Here is a 16,802-nt window from a genome sequence, read left to right as displayed (position 1 = left end):
CGTGTGTCCCGTATAATTGGCCTCTGGTGCCGCTCTCAAGAGAAGGAATCTATGCCCGCTTCACGCCACTACGACGTTGTCATCCTCGGAGCCGGACTGGCTGGTCTGTCGCTGAGCCGCCATTTTCTTCTTTACAGCGACAAGAGCGTGCTGCTCTTGGACAAGCGCTCGACGATTCCCCCTAAGAAACAGAAGGTGGGGGAGTCGCTGGTGCAGGTCGGGGGCTACTACCTGGCCAAAGTGCTCGACCTTGAGGAATATCTCTTCTGCAATCACTTCATGAAGTACAACCTGCGCTTTTACTGGAAAAGCGAGCAACGGGCCAACGACCGCTTCGAGGACTACTCCCAGGCCTACATCCGCAATTTCTCCAACATCGGCTGCTATCAGCTCGACCGCAACGAGTTCGAAGGCGAGTTGCTGCGCCTCAACCGGCAGAGTGAACGCTTCAGCTTCCAGGCCCCGGTGCGTCTGGGCCGAGTCGACTTGGCCGAGGACGACGAGACTCCTCACCTCGTCCACTACCGCAGCCGGGAGGGCGAGTGCCAAGTCAGCGCCGATTGGGTCGTGGACGCCTCAGGACGCGCCAAGATCCTGGCCCGCCGCATGAAGCTGGAGCGCGACAACGAGATCCGCCACGGGGCATCCTTCGCCTGGGTGGAGGGTCTGGTCGACATCGACAAGCTCACCGATGCCTCCTGGAAGGAAGTGCTGGCCAGGAAATCGCGCCGCCAGACCGGCCATCTTCCTCTCTGGCTGGCCACCAACCACTTCATGGGCGAAGGATTCTGGTTCTGGGTCATCCCCCTGCAAAGAAAGACCAGCCTGGGACTGGTCTACGACCGGCGGGTGATTTCGCCGGATGAGGTTTCCAGTCCCGAGAAGCTTTTCGACTGGGTGTGCCGCGAGTTCCCGCTCTTCGCCCGCGATTTGCCCAACCGCAAGCTGCTCGATTTCGGGCGCTATCCCGATTATTCCTACGACTGCCAGAAGACCATCGACCCGCGCCGCTGGGCTCTGACCGGGGAGGCGGGACGCTTTACCGACCCCCTCTACAGTCCCGGCAGCGATTTCATCGCCATCCACAACACGCTTATTTTCAACGCCGTCCTCACCGGCGATCCCGTCCGCAGGGCCGTCCGCTGCAAGCTCTACGAGATGATGATGCGTTCGCTCTATTCGGCCTGGGTGCCGGCCTTCTCAATCAGCTACGATGCCCTGGGAGACCGCGAATGCTTCGTGCTCAAATACACCTGGGAGCTGTCGGTCTACTTCTCTTTCTTCGTCTTCCCCTTCATCAACGACTTTCTGGCGCGGGAAGACTTCACCATGCCCTATCTGAGGCGGATGGGACAACTCGGTCCCCTCAACGACGGCATACAGAAGCTGCTCAGCGACTACTTTCAGTGGAAGCAGAGCCAGGGCCGCCGCCAACAGCAGCCGGTCAATCACGAACTGACCAGCATCGAGACGCTGCGCAAGGCCGAGGAGACCTTCTATCGGGTGGACGCGACACTGCAAGAGGCAGAGCAAGTCCTCGACGAGCAACTGGGGAATCTGCGCGAACTGGCCCGCTTCATCGCCGCCCACGTGGCCTCCTCGGTGCTCGGCCAACCCCAAGCCGTCGACAACCGTGCCTTCGTGGAGAGCTTCGACTTGACAGAGCTGCGTTTCGATCCGCAGTCTTTTCGCCGGCGGTTGGACTCCGCCCGGTCCTGTCAGGACCGCTATCAATGGGCCTGGAGCGCTCGAATACTAGACCAGAAGGAGCCGGAACGTGCAGGATCACGCCCCTTGGCTGGAACGAGCCTTTGATTTCGTCCCCGAAGAACGCCGATACCCGATTACCAACATCGAGGGCCAGGTGCCGTCGTTCGTTCGGGGCGAGTATTTTCTCAACGGTCCGGCGCGTTTTCAGCGGGGCGACCTCAAGTACCGTCATTGGCTGGACGGCGATGGAATGGTGTGCCGCTTACGTTTCGGAACCGACGAAGTGCTCTTCAGCAACCGCTTCGTGCGCACTCCCAAGTGGAAGCGGGAAGAAGAAGCCGGGCAGGCTCTTTTCCGCACCTTCGGCACGGCCTTCCAAGGGGACCGTCTCAACCAGCGCGGCACGGGACTGGAATCCCCCGCCAACGTCAGCGTCTATGAGCACGGCGAGCACTTGCTGGCTTTCGGGGAGCAGGGGCTGCCCTATCTGCTCAACCGCGAAAGCCTCGACACGGAGAAGCTGCACACCTTTCAGGACCGGCTGAGCGAGGTGACCCCCTTTTCCGCTCACCCCAAGATCGATCCCCACAGCGGGGAGCTCTTCAACTTCGGTATCGCCTTTTCGGCCTTGCGTCCCAACCTCATCGTCTACCGTTTCGACGCCGAGGGAGAGCTGGTAATGCGCAAGCGTCATCCTCTCGACGCCCCCATCTCGCTGCACGATTTCGGGCTCAGCCGCAACTATACTTGCTTCTTTCTCAGTCCCTACCTACTCGACATGAAGGTCCTGATGGATGGCGGCTGCCTCCTCGATGCACTCACCTTCACGCACGAGGAATCCAGCCGCCTGGTCATCGCGGCCCGTGAATCAGGCGGCCAGCGCGCCGATCTCAAGGTAGGCCCAGGCTATTGCCTGCACGTGATCAACGCCTGGGAAGAGGACCAGCGGCTCCACGTCGACGTCGTTCAACTGGACGAACCCGCCTATCCCCACTATCAAGAGATTCCCCAGCTCTTTTGCGACGTGGGTCTGGGCCGTCCGCTGCGCTGCACGGTGGACACCGGCACCTGGGAGCTGGTCGAGAGGCGGCAACTGGGCTACGACCGGGCTCCCGACTTTCCCTCCACCGACCCGCGCCTGCAGACAGGGCCCTATGACGACTTCTGGATGCTGGGCATCTCCAAGGCCGGGACCTCGGGACGCAAGTTCTTCGACCAACTGGTCCATTGCCGTTGGAGCGAGCCTTCGCTCGACGACGTCTATCAAGCCCCGCCGGGGCATTACCTGGGGGGCGAACCGATCTTTCTCCCCGATCCGCAGAGCGAAAAGGGAGTGATCATTTGCCAGGTCTTCCAGGCCGAGGAGCGCGACGCCTCCTTCGCACTCTTCGACCCTGTCGACGTGGCCGCCGGCCCCGTTGCCCGGCTCCATCTCGAACACCCCGTTCCTCCTCTCTTTCACGCGTCCTGGAGCCCTGCAGAGGGCCCCGGCTACGACGAGTCCTACAAACCCGGAGACGACTGGTTCAAGAAGTAAGCGATTGTGAGTTATTTGACCGACCCGGCGGCCATTCTGGCGGTACTTTTCTTCAACGTGGTGTTGACCGAGTGGTTGTGTCGTAATACTTTCCTGCGCCATTTCGGCACGGCTCTGCTGGTCATCCTCATCACCGCCGTCGTCAGCAATCTTGGCATCATTCCCGCCCGCCCTTCTGAAACGCCGGTCTACGGGGGAATCTTCGCTTTCGTGGCTCCCCTGGCCATCTTTCTCCCCTTGCTGCAGGTCAACCTGAGGGACGTGCTGCGCGCCGGAGGGCCCATGTTGGCGGCCTTTGCGCTGGGCGCGACCGGCACCGTGCTAGGCGTCCTGGCCGGGCTCTGGACAGCCGACGCCGAGGCCGCCTTCGGCAACGACTACAGGGCCTTGGCGGGCATGTTCGCCGGAACCTATATCGGGGGAGGGGTCAACTTCAACGCCCTGGCCCTGGAGTACGGCATTGCCGAGGACGGCATACTTTTCGCCGGATCGACGGCCGTCGACAACATCCTCACGGCCTTGTGGATGATGGCCACCATCGCCGCGCCGCGCCTGCTCATCCGCTACTATCCCCGCCGCCGCCAGGAAAGCCAAGCCACCAGCGCTCCTCACCTGCAGGGAGACGCCGACCAGGAATCCCTCAACCCGGGCAATCTGGCCCTGCTGCTGGGAATGGGTGGAGCGGCCATCTGGCTCTCCAACCTGACGGCCGACTGGATGGCGGGGATGGGATATCCCCTGCCGTCCATCGTGGTCCTGACTACGCTGGCACTGATCCTGGGACAGTTGCAGGTCATCAACCGCCTCCCCGGCACCCGGGCCCTGGGCATGTTGGCCATCTACCTCTTCCTGGCCGTGATCGGCGCCTTCTGCGACCTGACGGCTTTCGATGAGATCGGCGAGCTGGGCTTTTCCCTTTTCATCTTCGCCGCCACCATCGTGCTGGTGCACGGACTCGTCATCTTTCTGCTGGGAGGCCTCTTCAAGATCGACTGGGAGGTCTTGGCCATCGCCTCCCAGGCCAACGTAGGCGGAGCCCCTTCGGCTCTGGCCCTGGCCCGCAGCCTGGGCCGCTCAGACATGGTCCTGGCCAGCGTCCTCATCGGAACCCTGGGCTACGGCGTAGGCACCTACATCGGCTTCCTGGTCGCCGGCTATCTGGTCTAAGAGCCCTCTTCTTCTGATTTTCCCTCAGACCCCAAACGCCTGCTTTTCAAACCTTTAGCCAAATCCTTGGCAAAGCGCAAAGATCTTTATAGCCCTCCCGGTTGGAGTGTAGAAATCGACATCCTGGGAACGAGTCTTGAAAAGCGAGATTTCGAGGAGATCGATGTCCGAGGCTTCGCCTGAGAGCAATTGAGAGGAATCGCCTGGGAGGGAAAAACGACTTTTCTGGCCAGACGGATGAACCGCGGCATTCGGCTCCCTCAAGGACATCGTTTTCCTTCCATGGCCACGATGGAGCTCCGCCCAAAACTCCCCACCTAATTCCCGAAGCGTTCCTTGACTTGAACCCTGCTCATTGTTGTTAATACCCACGGATCCTCCTCCAATGGGCCTCGTCTGCCACGCTCAGGCTCATAGTCTTGGCCGCCATATTGGAAAAGCCATTCTTCACACCGTCGAGCCGCCTGAAAGGCTGCCAGAGGTCTCGGCGGACGAATAGACGCCGCCCTTCTACTCTACCTTGAGGGTTGTGGCGGGGTTGGTGCGGGCTGTGCGCATGGTGGGGATCAGGCAGGCCAGCAGGGAGACGGACAGCAGCACCAGGGCGGCTTGCCCGTAGACGGAGGCCTGGTGGGGCGAGGTCATGAAGAAGAGGTCGGCCAGGTTGGGGGCCAGCAGGGCGGACAGCAGCAGGCCCAAAACGATCCCCGCCAGAGCCAGACGAAGGCAGCGCGAGAGCATGAGGGCGGCCAGGTGGCGAAGGGTGGCGCCCAGGGCGCTGCGGATGCTCATTTCGCGGCGGCGGCGGGCGGCCTCGAAGGCCAGCACGCTGTAAAGGCCCAGGCCTGAAACGGCCAGCGCCAGCACCCCGAAGACGCTGAAAAGCGTGGCGCCCAGGCGCCAGGCGCGCTTTTCGGGAGCCGTCAGGTGTTCGAAGGTCTGGGCTTCGACGTGGCGGAAGCGGCTGTCCATCTGCAGCAGGCGCCTCCGCAGATCCTCGGGTCCCGGACCGCGCGGAGGGGCTTCAGTGCGGACGTAGAAGGTGCGGGGAGGATAGCCTTCCCCGATCTGGTCCAAGTTGATGTAGAAGAGCAAGGTGGGACCCTCGCTGAAGCTGCGCCGGGTGACGTCCTCGGCCACGCCCACCACGCGGCTGCAGTAGTCGGTCCCCTGGAAGATCAGGCACTGCCCCAGCGGATCCTGCCCGGGCCAGACGATCTCGGCCATGGTGCGGCTTACGATAAGGGAGGGCGGGACCCCGGAACGATCCTCTTCGTTAAAGGCGCGTCCCCGCAGGATTTCCACGTCCATGGTCTTGAAGTAGTCGCCCATCACGCCCACCGACCAGGGACCTCCGGTGGGAAGGCGGGGCAGGGGAGTGCCGTCAGGATAGTTGACGCGGTAAGAGATGCCTCCCAGGAAAGGAACCGTCCAGGCGGCGGCCGCCGAGCGCACCCCGGGCTGGCGGGAGAGGAAGTCGAGCGCTTCTTGGTAGAGCGAAACGGATTTGTAGCGGTCGACGCCGGGTTCCAGGTCGGGCGTGAGCAGCACCACGTCTTCAGTGACGTATCCCAGATCGAGGGAGCCCGCCTGTTGCAGGCTGTGCAGGAACAGTCCGGCGCCCACCAGCAGGACCACCGAAAGAGCCGTTTGGGCCACCAGGAGCAGGCTGCGGGCATGGGAACGGGAGGGGGAGGCCGTTCCCCCCGAGGACTTGAGCGGTTCAACCAGATCGCGCCGCCGCGCCTGAAAAGAGGCGGGAAGGGAAGCCAGCAAGGCGGCCAGCAAAGCCAGTCCCAGGCTGAAGGCGGTCAAACGCGGGTTGAGCAAGCCGGTGCTCCAGTCGACCTGGGGAAAGAGGCCGGCACGAACCGCCTGTCCGCCCCAATAAGCCAGTCCCAGCGCCGCCGCGCATCCCAGCAAAGCCAGCAGCAGGCTCTCGCTGAGCAGGTGTCCCGCGAGCCGGAGGCGTCCCATGCCCAGCGTCAGCCGCAGTGCGATTTCGCGGCGGCGGCGCAGTCCGCGGACCAGGAAGAGATTGGCCACATTGGCGCAGGCGATGAGCAGAACCAGGAAGGAGACCGCCGTCAGCCAGAAGGCCACATCGGCTTCGGCCGGAGCGTCCACCCTTCGTCCGGGGACGAGCGGCTGCAAAGAGATGCGGCGGCGGGTGGAATCGGGGGGACGGGAGAGCCGCTCATCGGCCCGCTGCAAAATGGCCGTCGATTCCTCTTCAGCAGCTTCTATCGAGACACCGGGCTTGAGGCGCACAACCACCTGCGCCCAGCTCCAGGGAGCCCCGGGATCGAGCCAGCGGTCCGTGCGCAGATCGAGGCCGCGGATGGCGCGGTCAAAGGGCAACCAGACGTCCACGGGCGCCAGTTGGAAGCCGGTGAATCCGGCAGGCGCCACTCCCACTACGTCGAACTCCAGGCTGTCGACCTCGAGACGGCGGTTGAGGACCTCGGGGTCGCCGCCGAAGTGCTCCATCCAGAAGGCGTGGCTGAGCACCGCTACAGGATGGCTCTGGGGTTGGTCGTCTTCGGCCGTGAAGAAGCGTCCCCGGTAGGGCTGCACGCCCAGGGTGGGGAAGAAGGAGGCGCTGACCAGGCGGGCTTCCAGCCTTCGGGTGTCCTCGCCGTGGCCGGACAGCGGCTGCAGGGCCAGTTGCAGGCCGATGCTCTCGAAGGACGAATGATCGCGTTGAGCCAGGTAGTTGCCGTAAGTCAGTTCGTTTCCAGCCACGGCTTTTCCCTGGTGGATCTGGTGGCGATAGAGAATCTTGACTTGTTGCGGCTCGCTGACGTGCAGCGGGGGACGCATCAGCATGCGGTCGACAATGCCGAACATGACGGCGTTGACGCCGATTCCCAGGGACAGGGTCAAAGCCACGGCCAGGGCGAAGAAGGGATGACGACGCAGTTGGCGCAGGGTTTCCCGCAACATCTCGGCCACGATCAAGGCTCACCTCCTCTGTTACAAGCATCATGCCTTATCGATGCGACATTTGCCAATGGGGAGGGGAGACGTCTTTGGGAGGTCGTGGAGGCTGAGGTGGGGAGGTGTCTGGTAACGGTTTATGACAATCGCCGCAAGGATGCGCCTCCCACCCGCCGGCTATCGGGTCGATTAGCTGTTAGAGGGAGTCGAGGACTTGCTGGCTGATATCGTGGGAGGAGCGGATGCACTCGGGGATGCCTACGCCGCCGGCGAAGGCGCCGGTCAGGTAGAGTCCGGGGACGCGCCGGAGGGCCTGCCTGACCGCCTGCATGCGCTGCGAGTGACCGACCGTCAGTTGAGGCATGGCCCGGCTCACGCTGAAGACGCGCTGCAGCAGCGGCTGGCAGGAGTAGCCCATGATGCGCTGCAGATCGCGGTGCACGGCCTCAGCCAGTCCCTGGTCGGACTCGGGCAGACGGCGCAGGCGCCGCTGGTGGACCGCCACCCGCATCAGCACCGCGTCCTGCGGGCAGCGCCCCTCGAACTTGCGGTTGACCCAAGTGCAGGCGTCCACGGCCGCCCTCTGCTCGGGATGGACGATGAAGCCGAATCCGTCCTGGGGATGGTCAAAGTCCTGACGCCGGTAGGCCAGATAGACGAGACGGCTGGAGCCGTAGGGAATGTCTTGCAGGGGCGGCGCCGCCTCGGGCAGCAGGGGACGCAGGATGGAGGCTCCGGCGTAGGCCGGCGTGGTCAGGATCAAGCGGTCGAAGCTGTCCCGGTGGCTCCCGGCCTCGAGGTTGAGGCGCCCGTTCCAGGACGTCAGCCGAAGATTCCGCAGTCCCAGTCGGATATCGCTGTCTTGAAGGCGGCGCTGAAGTTCGTCCACCAAGGTCTGCATGCCCCCCTGGAAGGACAGATAGCAGGAGCGCTGTGGACGTCCCTTGCTGAGGCTGTTGAGCCAGCGCATGCCGCGGTAGAGGGACCCGAAGCGCTGTTCAAGGCGGTAGAAGTCTGCCATGGCCGAGGGGGCGCTGAGGCGCGCAGCGTCCCCGCCGTAGATGGCGGCCACCATGGGCTGGGCCAGCTTGTCGGTGAATTCCGCTCCCAGGCGGCGGCGCAGAAACTGCTGGATGCTGGGGTCTCCCTGGCTGTGGCTGATGAGCGGTTCCATCAGGGCCCGCAGGCGTCCGCGGCGGCTGAGGGGCGCGGTGCGCCAAAAGGGAAGCAGCCGCATGGGAGCCAGAAACATCATTCCGTCGGGGAATTCGCGCAGGCGGTCCTCGCTGTAAAGGTAGGTCTTGCGCAGGTGATCGTTGGAACCGACCACCTTGTCATCGAGGCCCAGTTCGGATACCAGCCGCAGGGCCGCCGGCTTGTGGGAGGCGAAGCCTTCCGGCCCGGCTTCCAGCAAAAAGTCGCCCTCTCGCTGAGAACGGATCACGCCGCCCAGCCGTTGGGATTGCTCCAGCAGAGTGATCTCCAGCGGCACTCCCCGCTTTGCGGAGCCTTGTTTCAGGTAGAAGGCGGTCACCAGCCCCGAGATGCCTCCTCCGACGATTCCGATGCGTGTCTTGCGGCTCATGAGATGGCTCCTGCGCTCTTCTAGGCCATGGCCGGACTCTGGGCCGCTGATGTTTCAGATGTCCGCGGCGGATCGTAGGCGCAGAAGGGCTCTTCGGCCAGATAGTCGCCTGTCATGGCATAGGCCCGCGCCCGCGATCCGCCGCAGATGCGTTTGAAGGAGCAGATTCCGCACTTGCCCTTAAGCAGGGAAGGAGTGCGGAGTTGGCGGAAGACCGCATGATTGCGGTAGATTTCGGCCAGCGGCCTGCTGCGGATGTTGCCGCACTTGCGGGGCAGGAATCCGCTGGGGAAGACGTCGCCGTTGTAGGCCACGAAAAGATGTCCGTTGCCCGAGTTGACGCCGCGGGGCGCCAGTCCGATGGCTCCGCCGTGCCCGAAGTCGCGCTTCATGCGCTCCGGGAGGTGGCGCGGGATGGTTCCGCCGGGCATGTGCATGACGCCTGTGCCCGGATGCCCGCCGGCATGTCCTCGGCGATGCCCGGTGGCCGCCCCGCCAGGACGGTGTTGCAGCAGGTAGCGGCGGTAGTGAGGCGCCTCGGTGATCTTGACCACGAAGTCGACCTGCGAAGCCAGCCGGGCCAGGCGGGCAAAGAGGTCTTCGTACTGCTGGGCGTTGAGCTGGTCGACGTCGCGTCCGCGTCCCATGGGCACCAGGAAGAAAACCTCCCAGAACACCACGCCCAATTGGCTGACCAAGTCGGCGATGGCGTCGAAGTGCTGGTAGTTGAAGGCGCTCAAGGTGGTGTTGATCTGCAAGGGAAGCCCCGCCTCGCGGGCCCAGCGGGCGCCTTGCAGGGTGCGGTGGAAAGTTCCGGGAGTATTGCGGAAGGAGTCGTGGACCTGAGCCGAGGGACCGTCCAGACTGAGGGCCATTTGAGCCAGTCCGGCCTCCTTCAGGTTTTCCACCAGCCCGCGCTCGAGACGGGCGGTTGCAGCAGGGATGGTGGCCATGCGCATGCCCGCCTTGCGGCCGTAGCGGATCAGTTCAAGCAAGTCGGGACGTTTGGCCGGATCGCCTCCCGAGAGGACGCAGATGGGCGTCCCCATCTCGGCCAAGTCATGCAGCAGTCCCAGCCCTTCTTGATGGTTCAGTTCTCCGGGAAGAGGATCGGGAATGGCTTCAGCCCGGCAATGGCGGCAGGCCAGGTCGCAGGACCGGGTAGTCTCCCAAATGGCAACGAATGGAGAGCGGTCGAAATCGACCATGGAGGGGTGAACGGCTCGGCCTTCAGCGCCTGTGGAAATCATTTCTCTGCTCCTTTCGCAAACGCACCTTCTTTTTATGCAAGCCGCGTGCAATTTCGGAAAGTCAGGATTGGCGGGCTTTGGAGGGCGCGAGGGTCCTTACTTGGGCCATTCTGCTCAGCTTTGCCTGAGCCATATCCCGCACTTCGACTTCACAATGAGGGAACCTATTTCCTACAATACGCTCGATGAATGAGAGCAAGATCGACCATAGCCAGCACGACTGGTATAAAGACGCCATTTTCTATGAAGTCCACGTGCGCGCTTTCTACGATTCCAACGCCGACGGCATAGGGGACTTTGCAGGACTCACCCAAAAGCTCGATTACATCGGGGACTTGGGGGTGACCTGCATCTGGCTGCTGCCCTTCTATGTTTCGCCTCTGGACGACGACGGATACGACATCGCCGACTATTACCGCATCCATCCCGACTACGGGACGATCAAGGACTTCGAGGTTTTCCTGCGCGAGGCTCATGCCCGAGGATTGCGCGTGATTGCCGATCTGGTCGTCAACCACACCAGCATCGAACACGAATGGTTCAAGCAGGCCCGCGATCCCCAGTCGCCCTACCACGACTACTACGTGTGGAGCGACGACCCCTCGACCTACTCCGACGCCCGCATCATTTTCGTCGATACCGAGCCCTCCAACTGGACCTACGACAACCAAGCCAAAAAGCATTACTGGCACCGCTTCTTCTCTCACCAGGCCGATCTCAACTACGACAATCCCAAGGTGCAGAAAGAGATGCTCGAAGTGGTCGATTTCTGGCTGGCCAAGGGGCTGGACGGATTCCGGGTGGACGCTGTCCCCTACCTCTTCGAACGCGAGGGCACCAACTGCGAGAACCTGCCTGAGACGCACGCATTCTGCAAAAAGCTGCGGGCCCATGTGGACGAGCACTTTCCCGGACGCGTGCTGCTGGCCGAGGCCAACCAGTGGCCCGACGACGTGGTGGAATACTTCGGCGACAACGACGAGTTTCACATGTGCTTCAACTTCCCCATCATGCCGCGCATGTTCATGGCTATCCGGCGCGAGGACCGCGAGCCCATCGAGAACATCATCGTCAACCTGCCCGAGATTCCGCGGGACTGCCAGTGGGCCACCTTTTTGCGCAACCACGACGAACTCTCGCTGGAGATGGTGACGGCGGACGAGCGCGACTACATGTGGCAGGAGTACGCTTCAGACCCGCGCATGAAGCTCAACCTGGGCATCCGCCGCCGCCTGTTTCCCTTGATGGAGAACAACCGCCGGGCGGTGGAATTGCTCCACAGCCTGCTGCTGACCTTGCCCGGCTCGCCCATCCTCTACTACGGAGACGAGATCGGGATGGGCGACAACATCTACCTCAGCGACCGCTTCGGATGCCGTACGCCCATGCAGTGGAACGACGACCGCAACGCCGGGTTCTCGCGGGCCGATCCCAGCAAGCTCTACTTCCCCGTCATCAGCGATCCGGGATACAGCTATCAGGGCGTCAACGTAGAGAGCGCCCAGCGCCATCGCTCCTCTTTCCTCAACTACGTCAAGCGGCTGATCCGGATCCGCCAGAGCTACCCAGCCTTCTCGCGGGGCGAGATCCACTTCCTGCATCCCGACAACAATCGCGTGGTCAGTTACCTGTGCGTCCAGGACGGGCAGGTCATGCTGGTGGTCAACAACCTCTCCCGCTACAGCCAGTTCGTGGAACTCGACCTGAGGCAGTTCAACGGCTATCAGCCCATCGATTGCTTCAGCGAGAATCCCTTCCCCCGCATCGGTGAACTCCCCTATCTGCTCACCATGGGTCCCTACGGGTTCTACTGGTTCGAGCTCACTAAGCCCTAACCCTGACGAGGAAAAGTCATGATCAAGTCGCTGAAATGGATGGGCGTGCGGACTGACCGCTATCAGGAAATGCGCGAGTTCTACAGCGACAAGCTGGGCCTGGAGCTCTTCGATGAAGAGTCCGACTACGTCGATTTCCTGCTGCCCAATGGAGACCGCGTCGAGCTCTTCGCCCCCGGCTCCATCCCCGACGAGCCTCTGGACACTCCGGTCATGGGCCTGGAAGTCGAAGACGTCGATCAGGCCCGCCGCCACTTCGAGTCCCGCGGCGTCGAGTTCATCGGACCTGTCCGTCAGGGCAAAACCCTGCGCTGGACCTATTTCCGGGCCCCCGACGGACACGTCTACGAACTGGTGGGACCGGCCAAGTGAGGTCATGGGGGGGCTTCGCGATGGGCGCAATGCTCCCCGAAATCAGAGAAGGCTGGAAGAAAGTCCCGTAGGAGGCGCATCCTTGCGGCGATGGAGGCAAGGCCACAACCCGGCGAGAGCCAACCGTCCCTAGAAGAAGTCCCGCAGCGATCGTGACAGGCAGCCCTAATCCGCCGAAGAGGTGTGGTCGTGGGTGACCTTCCAGCCGTCCTCGAAGCGGCGCAGGATGAGGGTGTAAAGTCCGCCGGGTTGGCTACCGTCCGAGAGGGTGAGCTGCCAGCGTCCTCTCACCAAGGCGGCATCCTCGCCCAGCATCTCCACCTTGAGGTCTGAGAAGACCAGGTGGCCCATCTCGCGTCCTTCGCTCTGGTAGCGGCGCTGGTAGCGTTCCACCGTGGCTTGCCAGCCCCTGGTGATGTTTCCTCCCGAGTAGAAGGTCAGGTCGGGAGAATTCCAGTACCCCTCCATAAAGCCCTCCAGGTCGCCCTGGTTCCAGGCCTCGGCCTGGTCCTGCAGCAGCTTGACGATATCGTCTTCAGCGCCCGGCGCCGCCAGCATCCAAAGAGCCATCAGCAAAGTAGTCATCGTAGCCATGCTTCCTTGTCCTCGCCTTCAGTGATGACCTATTCTCCATCAATTACCGCGCTGGTGAAAGTGACGAAGGAGCCGGTCTCGTCCATTTGCGCGTGGGAATGGTCGAGGATGCGGGTGGAACGGCCCTGCAGCAGCGTGTAGAGGGTGTAGAGAGGAGAGAACCCGCAGATGCGGCGGCGGTCTTCTTCTTCGGCCACGTAGCGGAAGAACTCGGCGGCATCGCCTTCAAGCAGGGGATCGAGCATCTCCAGGTCTTTCCGGCGCACCTCCTCGATGTGTTCCTCCCGAGGACGGTAGTCGTCTCCGTAGCGGGGTCCGATGTGAGCCAGGTCGACGCTGGCAATGTAGCAGATGCGCCGTCCCGACTGATCGGCCGTGCGGCGCAGCGCTTCCAGGAAGCGGTCGAAGAGGCGGCGGTGTTGGTCGGCCACCGAAGGATGCTGGAAGTTGAGGTAGGAGAAGCTCACCAGCACCGGAAGGATCTTGAAGGGCCGCGATCCCAACAGGTGCTGCAAAAAAACCACCTGGAATTCGATGGTGTGTTCGCTGCGGTGGGTGAGGTCTTCCTGAAACAGTCCGTCGCCGGCGTTTTCCAGCAGGCGGTCGGCGAACTCGCGGTCGGTGGCGGCGGTTCCTAGAGGAGTCTGGAAGTCCTTGCGGGAGACGGAGAAGAGTTCGGGCAGCCCGTGGTGTCCTGTCCCCAGGATCACGAAGAGATCAGGCCTTTCGCACTCGGCCAGGGCCCGGTAGGCGTGCGTGTAGCAGGGGCCTCCCAGGCGCGGGTCGATGTGGGGAGCGATGAGGGCCAGGGGAGGAGGAGCGGCGGCCTTGCCGGGAGCTCCGGCGCCTTGGGGGGCGGCGTAGAAGTCGGCGATCAGGCGCGACAGATCCTCCGCTTGGGCTGGATAGCTTTGTCCGGCGTGGGATGACTCGCGCAGGGAGCTGGAGCGGAAGTCCTCGAGGAGTTGGCGGTGGCGTTGGGCGAAGCGCTCGTTCTCCAGGAAAAGAGCTTCGTCGAATTGGTCGAGAATGCTCTGCAGGTCCTCGCTGCTGAAAGGTTGCTGGGTGACCCGCTCCACCTCCGCCCGCACCTGCTGGGGCGTACGGCGGCCGTCGAAGAGCATCATCAGCCCGTAGAGGGCCGGAGTGACGGCCAGCATCTGTTCGCTGATCTGCAACGGATCGCGCAACACCACCAATTGCTGTCCGTCCTCCCGAATCGGTATGGCCTCAAGGTAGCGCAGCTTCGGATTCGCCATCAGGGAAAGGTTACCATCATTGCCGCGCCAGACCTCCCTGCAGCATCAGCCCAGCCGCTCCCCTGTAAGTCGGCAAGCGAGCCGGCGCATGGGGGGTGGGAGGCGCATCCTTGCGGCGATGGAGGCAAGGCCCCATCCCGGCGAGGGCCCTCCGCCTGTAATGAAGGCCCGCAGCAACATTGGAGGGCTTCGCATGAGGCACAACGCCGCGGGAAGGCCGATCAACCCACCACGTTCCCCGGTCTGGGATGCCCCCCGGTGAGGACGGCCATCAGGTCGTCGAGGAGGGTTTCCACCATGATGCGCTGGGTGCGGGGGGTGCGGCTGGCCACATGGGCGGTAACGATGGCGCGGGGATGACGCATCAAAGGATCGCCGGCAGCGGGCGGCTCTTTTTCCAGGACGTCCAGCGCCACCGCCGACAGCCCACCTTCCTGCAGAGCCTTCATCAGAACCTGGTTGCTTTCGATCAGTCCCCCGCGGGCGCAATTCACCAGCACGGCCCCTTTGCGTGCCTGACGCAGGTTCTCGGCATTGATAAGACCCCGGGTAGACTCGTTGAGCGGACAATGCAAGGTGACGAAATCGCTCTCCCGCAACAGTTTCCTCAGCGTCACCGGACGTGCCCCGCAGCACTCCATTTCGGCTCCCCCGACATGCGGATCGCAAGCCAGCACCGTCATGCCCCAGGGTTTGAGCAACTCATGGACGCGCCGCCCGATGCGTCCATAGCCGACGATGCCGAGGGTACTGCCGTAGAGATCGCGGTTGAGGACGCGGTTGCGCTCGGTCCAGCGCCCCTCGCCCACCCGCCGCTGCCAGCCGGGCACATCCTTGGCGGCCGCCACCAGCAGCGACACGGTGTGCTCGGCCGTGGCCTGGGTCACGGCATCTGGGGTATAGAGCACCACGACATGTCGCCGCCTTGCCGCTTCCACATCGACCGAGTCGTATCCCACCCCGGTACGTCCGATGACGCGCAGATTGGGGGCGGCCTCAAAGACCCGCGCATCGATCCGCGTGGAGCTGCGGGCAATGATCGCCGCCACATCCGCCCCCAATTCCCCCACCAGCGAGCGGGGATCAGGATTGGAAGCGACAAACAGCCGAAACGCCCCCCCAATTCGCCCCTCCGCCCACTCAGGAAGCGGCCCCGTAGCCACGATCCGATCAACCTTCATCCCCGCCAGAATACCACCACCGCCAATCGCCCACGCCGACTAGACAAAGCCGGAATCTTTTTGCTAGGATACCGCCTTCACAGGGCGTCCCCATCGTCTAGCCCGGCCTAGGACACTGCCCTTTCACGGCAGCGACACGGGTTCAAATCCCGTTGGGGACGCCATCTTCGACTCTTCCTCTGCGACTTTCCCGAACCTGCTGAAAACAGGCGAGATAGAATAGTGGCTGCTTCATTCCTGGCATCTCGGCAACTGGGCTGATAGGTCGAGGGGAGAGGCTCAGGAAGGTACTGCTTTGAATGTCGGGAGTGTCGGGAGTCCGAAAAGCCCGTCTTTTCGCTTCCCGAGTCGCCGTTTTCGGCGCTGGGTGCAGGAACTTTGCGGAGGGAGAGTCGTCCTTACTCGCTGCTGAGGGTATAGAGCGGGTGGATGCCTTGGTCGAATAGCTGGCGGTAGACGACCTGGGGGTCGGTTTTTTGATCGGTGATGCGGTTTCTCAGGACTTCTCCGAAGTGACCGACCATCGTGAACAGGTCGATATCGATGTCGGCCCGCTTCCAGTCTTCGGTCAGGCTGACCTGCAGACTTCCTTCCGGCACTTTCTCCTTGAAGCTGACGGGAAATCCTTCGTGGAGCACTCGATTGGCCCATGCCGGGACCTTGCTGAAATCGGACTTGGCGTTTTCGATGTCCTCGGGATGCAGATTCACCTTGCAGATGATCCGGTCCCGGCGGGCCTCCTCGATTTGAGTGACCACGTCGTTGCGGCCGAAGAGGTGGTGGAGCTTGGCCTCGATGTTGAGGGCGCAACACAGGCGCGTCTGGTCGACTTTCGACATTCTTGTTGGGCGGGGAACCAGTTCAGGATGCACCTCGAAGAGCGAGGCGAGAAGCGGATTGTCGGCCGAGGTCAGGGGCAGGACCGCTTGAAGGCTTGAAAAAAGCGGTGTGTTCACTTCTTTAAGCATCATACAGACGCTTACGCTGTCCGATCTCAACGGATATTTCCACACGTCGCGGTAGCCGGAGCCTCTGGTCGGTTTGACCAGAAGCGACAGGGGATGGCCGTCGGCCCACTCGGGCAGGTCCTCAAGCTGAACACTGCCGCTTTCCTGGACAGCCTGCCACTTGTCCTCTCTCAGACGCACCTCGATGACCTTGCGGTTGGAGAAGAGATCACGAACCTCGACCCAAAGCTGCTCTACATCAGAGGGATGCCACTTCTTTCTCTCGCCATTGACTAATTTAATCAGCATATCTGATACTCCCACCGTTGCAGCCTACAGAAAGTGATTTATTCAGGACATCATATCACTTAAAACTGCCAAGAATCGATTGCCTGGCAGCTTTTTACCTCACGCCCCAGCCGACG

At 62.6% G+C, this 16,802-nt stretch carries 12 protein-coding genes and 1 tRNA gene; 6 read left to right on the top strand and 7 right to left on the bottom strand.

The features are described 5' to 3' along the window. Positions 1-51 precede the first annotated feature (51 nt). Genes VLU25_18370 through VLU25_18360 form a run of 3 tightly spaced genes read left to right on the top strand, consistent with a single transcriptional unit; the run spans position 52 to position 4,414 of the window. Positions 52-1,815: a hypothetical protein gene (locus VLU25_18370; protein HSR69899.1), complete on the top strand. Its 1,764-nt coding sequence runs from the start codon at positions 52-54 to the stop codon at positions 1,813-1,815. Beyond that, on the top strand, positions 1,778-3,247 hold the full coding sequence (locus VLU25_18365; protein ID HSR69898.1) for a carotenoid oxygenase family protein: 1,470 nt from the start codon (positions 1,778-1,780) through the stop codon (positions 3,245-3,247). The genes VLU25_18370 and VLU25_18365 overlap by 38 nt, the downstream gene beginning before the upstream one ends. A 6-nt stretch (positions 3,248-3,253) precedes the next feature. Beyond that, entirely contained in the window at positions 3,254-4,414 is a 1,161-nt protein-coding gene (locus VLU25_18360; GenBank protein ID HSR69897.1) for a DUF819 family protein, read from the top strand. A gap of 510 nt (positions 4,415-4,924) precedes the next feature. Here VLU25_18360 and VLU25_18355 read toward each other — a convergent pair. The 3 genes from VLU25_18355 to VLU25_18345 all read right to left on the bottom strand — a co-directional run bounded on the left by VLU25_18355 (position 4,925) and on the right by VLU25_18345 (position 10,189). After that, positions 4,925-7,369 (bottom strand): ADOP family duplicated permease, encoded by a 2,445-nt coding sequence (locus tag VLU25_18355; protein ID HSR69896.1) that lies wholly within the window; start codon positions 7,367-7,369, stop codon positions 4,925-4,927. Positions 7,370-7,550: 181 nt separating this feature from the next. Then, positions 7,551-8,939 (bottom strand): protoporphyrinogen oxidase, encoded by a 1,389-nt coding sequence (gene hemG / locus VLU25_18350; GenBank protein ID HSR69895.1) that lies wholly within the window; start codon positions 8,937-8,939, stop codon positions 7,551-7,553. A gap of 20 nt (positions 8,940-8,959) precedes the next feature. After that, complete coding sequence (locus VLU25_18345; protein HSR69894.1) at positions 8,960-10,189, bottom strand: TIGR04053 family radical SAM/SPASM domain-containing protein; 1,230 nt, start codon at positions 10,187-10,189, stop codon at positions 8,960-8,962. A gap of 185 nt (positions 10,190-10,374) precedes the next feature. Here VLU25_18345 and treS point away from each other — a divergent pair, with 185 nt between their 5' ends. Next, complete coding sequence (treS, locus tag VLU25_18340) at positions 10,375-12,024, top strand: maltose alpha-D-glucosyltransferase (GenBank protein HSR69893.1); 1,650 nt, start codon at positions 10,375-10,377, stop codon at positions 12,022-12,024. A gap of 18 nt (positions 12,025-12,042) precedes the next feature. Next, a complete protein-coding gene (locus VLU25_18335) occupies positions 12,043-12,396 on the top strand; it encodes a VOC family protein (protein ID HSR69892.1) in 354 nt (117 codons plus the stop codon). Positions 12,397-12,561: 165 nt separating this feature from the next. On the opposite strand, the gene VLU25_18330 is transcribed toward VLU25_18335, so the two are convergent. The 3 genes from VLU25_18330 to VLU25_18320 all read right to left on the bottom strand — a co-directional run bounded on the left by VLU25_18330 (position 12,562) and on the right by VLU25_18320 (position 15,430). Next, positions 12,562-12,990 carry a nuclear transport factor 2 family protein gene (locus VLU25_18330; protein ID HSR69891.1) on the bottom strand — a complete coding sequence of 143 codons (429 nt, stop codon included), beginning with the start codon at positions 12,988-12,990 and terminating at the stop codon, positions 12,562-12,564. 29 nt (positions 12,991-13,019) lie between these two features. Beyond that, positions 13,020-14,249 (bottom strand): AmmeMemoRadiSam system protein B, encoded by a 1,230-nt coding sequence (gene amrB, locus VLU25_18325; protein HSR69890.1) that lies wholly within the window; start codon positions 14,247-14,249, stop codon positions 13,020-13,022. Positions 14,250-14,470: 221 nt separating this feature from the next. Then, positions 14,471-15,430, bottom strand: a complete 960-nt coding sequence (locus VLU25_18320; GenBank protein HSR69889.1) for an NAD(P)-dependent oxidoreductase — start codon at positions 15,428-15,430, stop codon at positions 14,471-14,473. Between the two features lie 86 nt (positions 15,431-15,516). On the opposite strand from VLU25_18320, the gene VLU25_18315 reads away from it, so the two are divergent. After that, a tRNA-Glu gene (locus tag VLU25_18315) sits at positions 15,517-15,594 on the top strand. A 234-nt stretch (positions 15,595-15,828) separates the two neighbouring features. Here VLU25_18315 and VLU25_18310 read toward each other — a convergent pair. Beyond that, positions 15,829-16,686 (bottom strand): hypothetical protein, encoded by an 858-nt coding sequence (locus tag VLU25_18310; protein ID HSR69888.1) that lies wholly within the window; start codon positions 16,684-16,686, stop codon positions 15,829-15,831. Between the last annotated feature and the right edge of the window lie 116 nt (positions 16,687-16,802).

This window comes from Acidobacteriota bacterium (assembly GCA_035471785.1).
In the GTDB taxonomy this organism is placed as follows: domain Bacteria; phylum Acidobacteriota; class UBA6911; order RPQK01; family DATIPO01; genus JANQFM01.
Note: the sequence above shows the minus strand (reverse complement) of the source record. Positions and strands in the feature narration are given on the sequence as shown.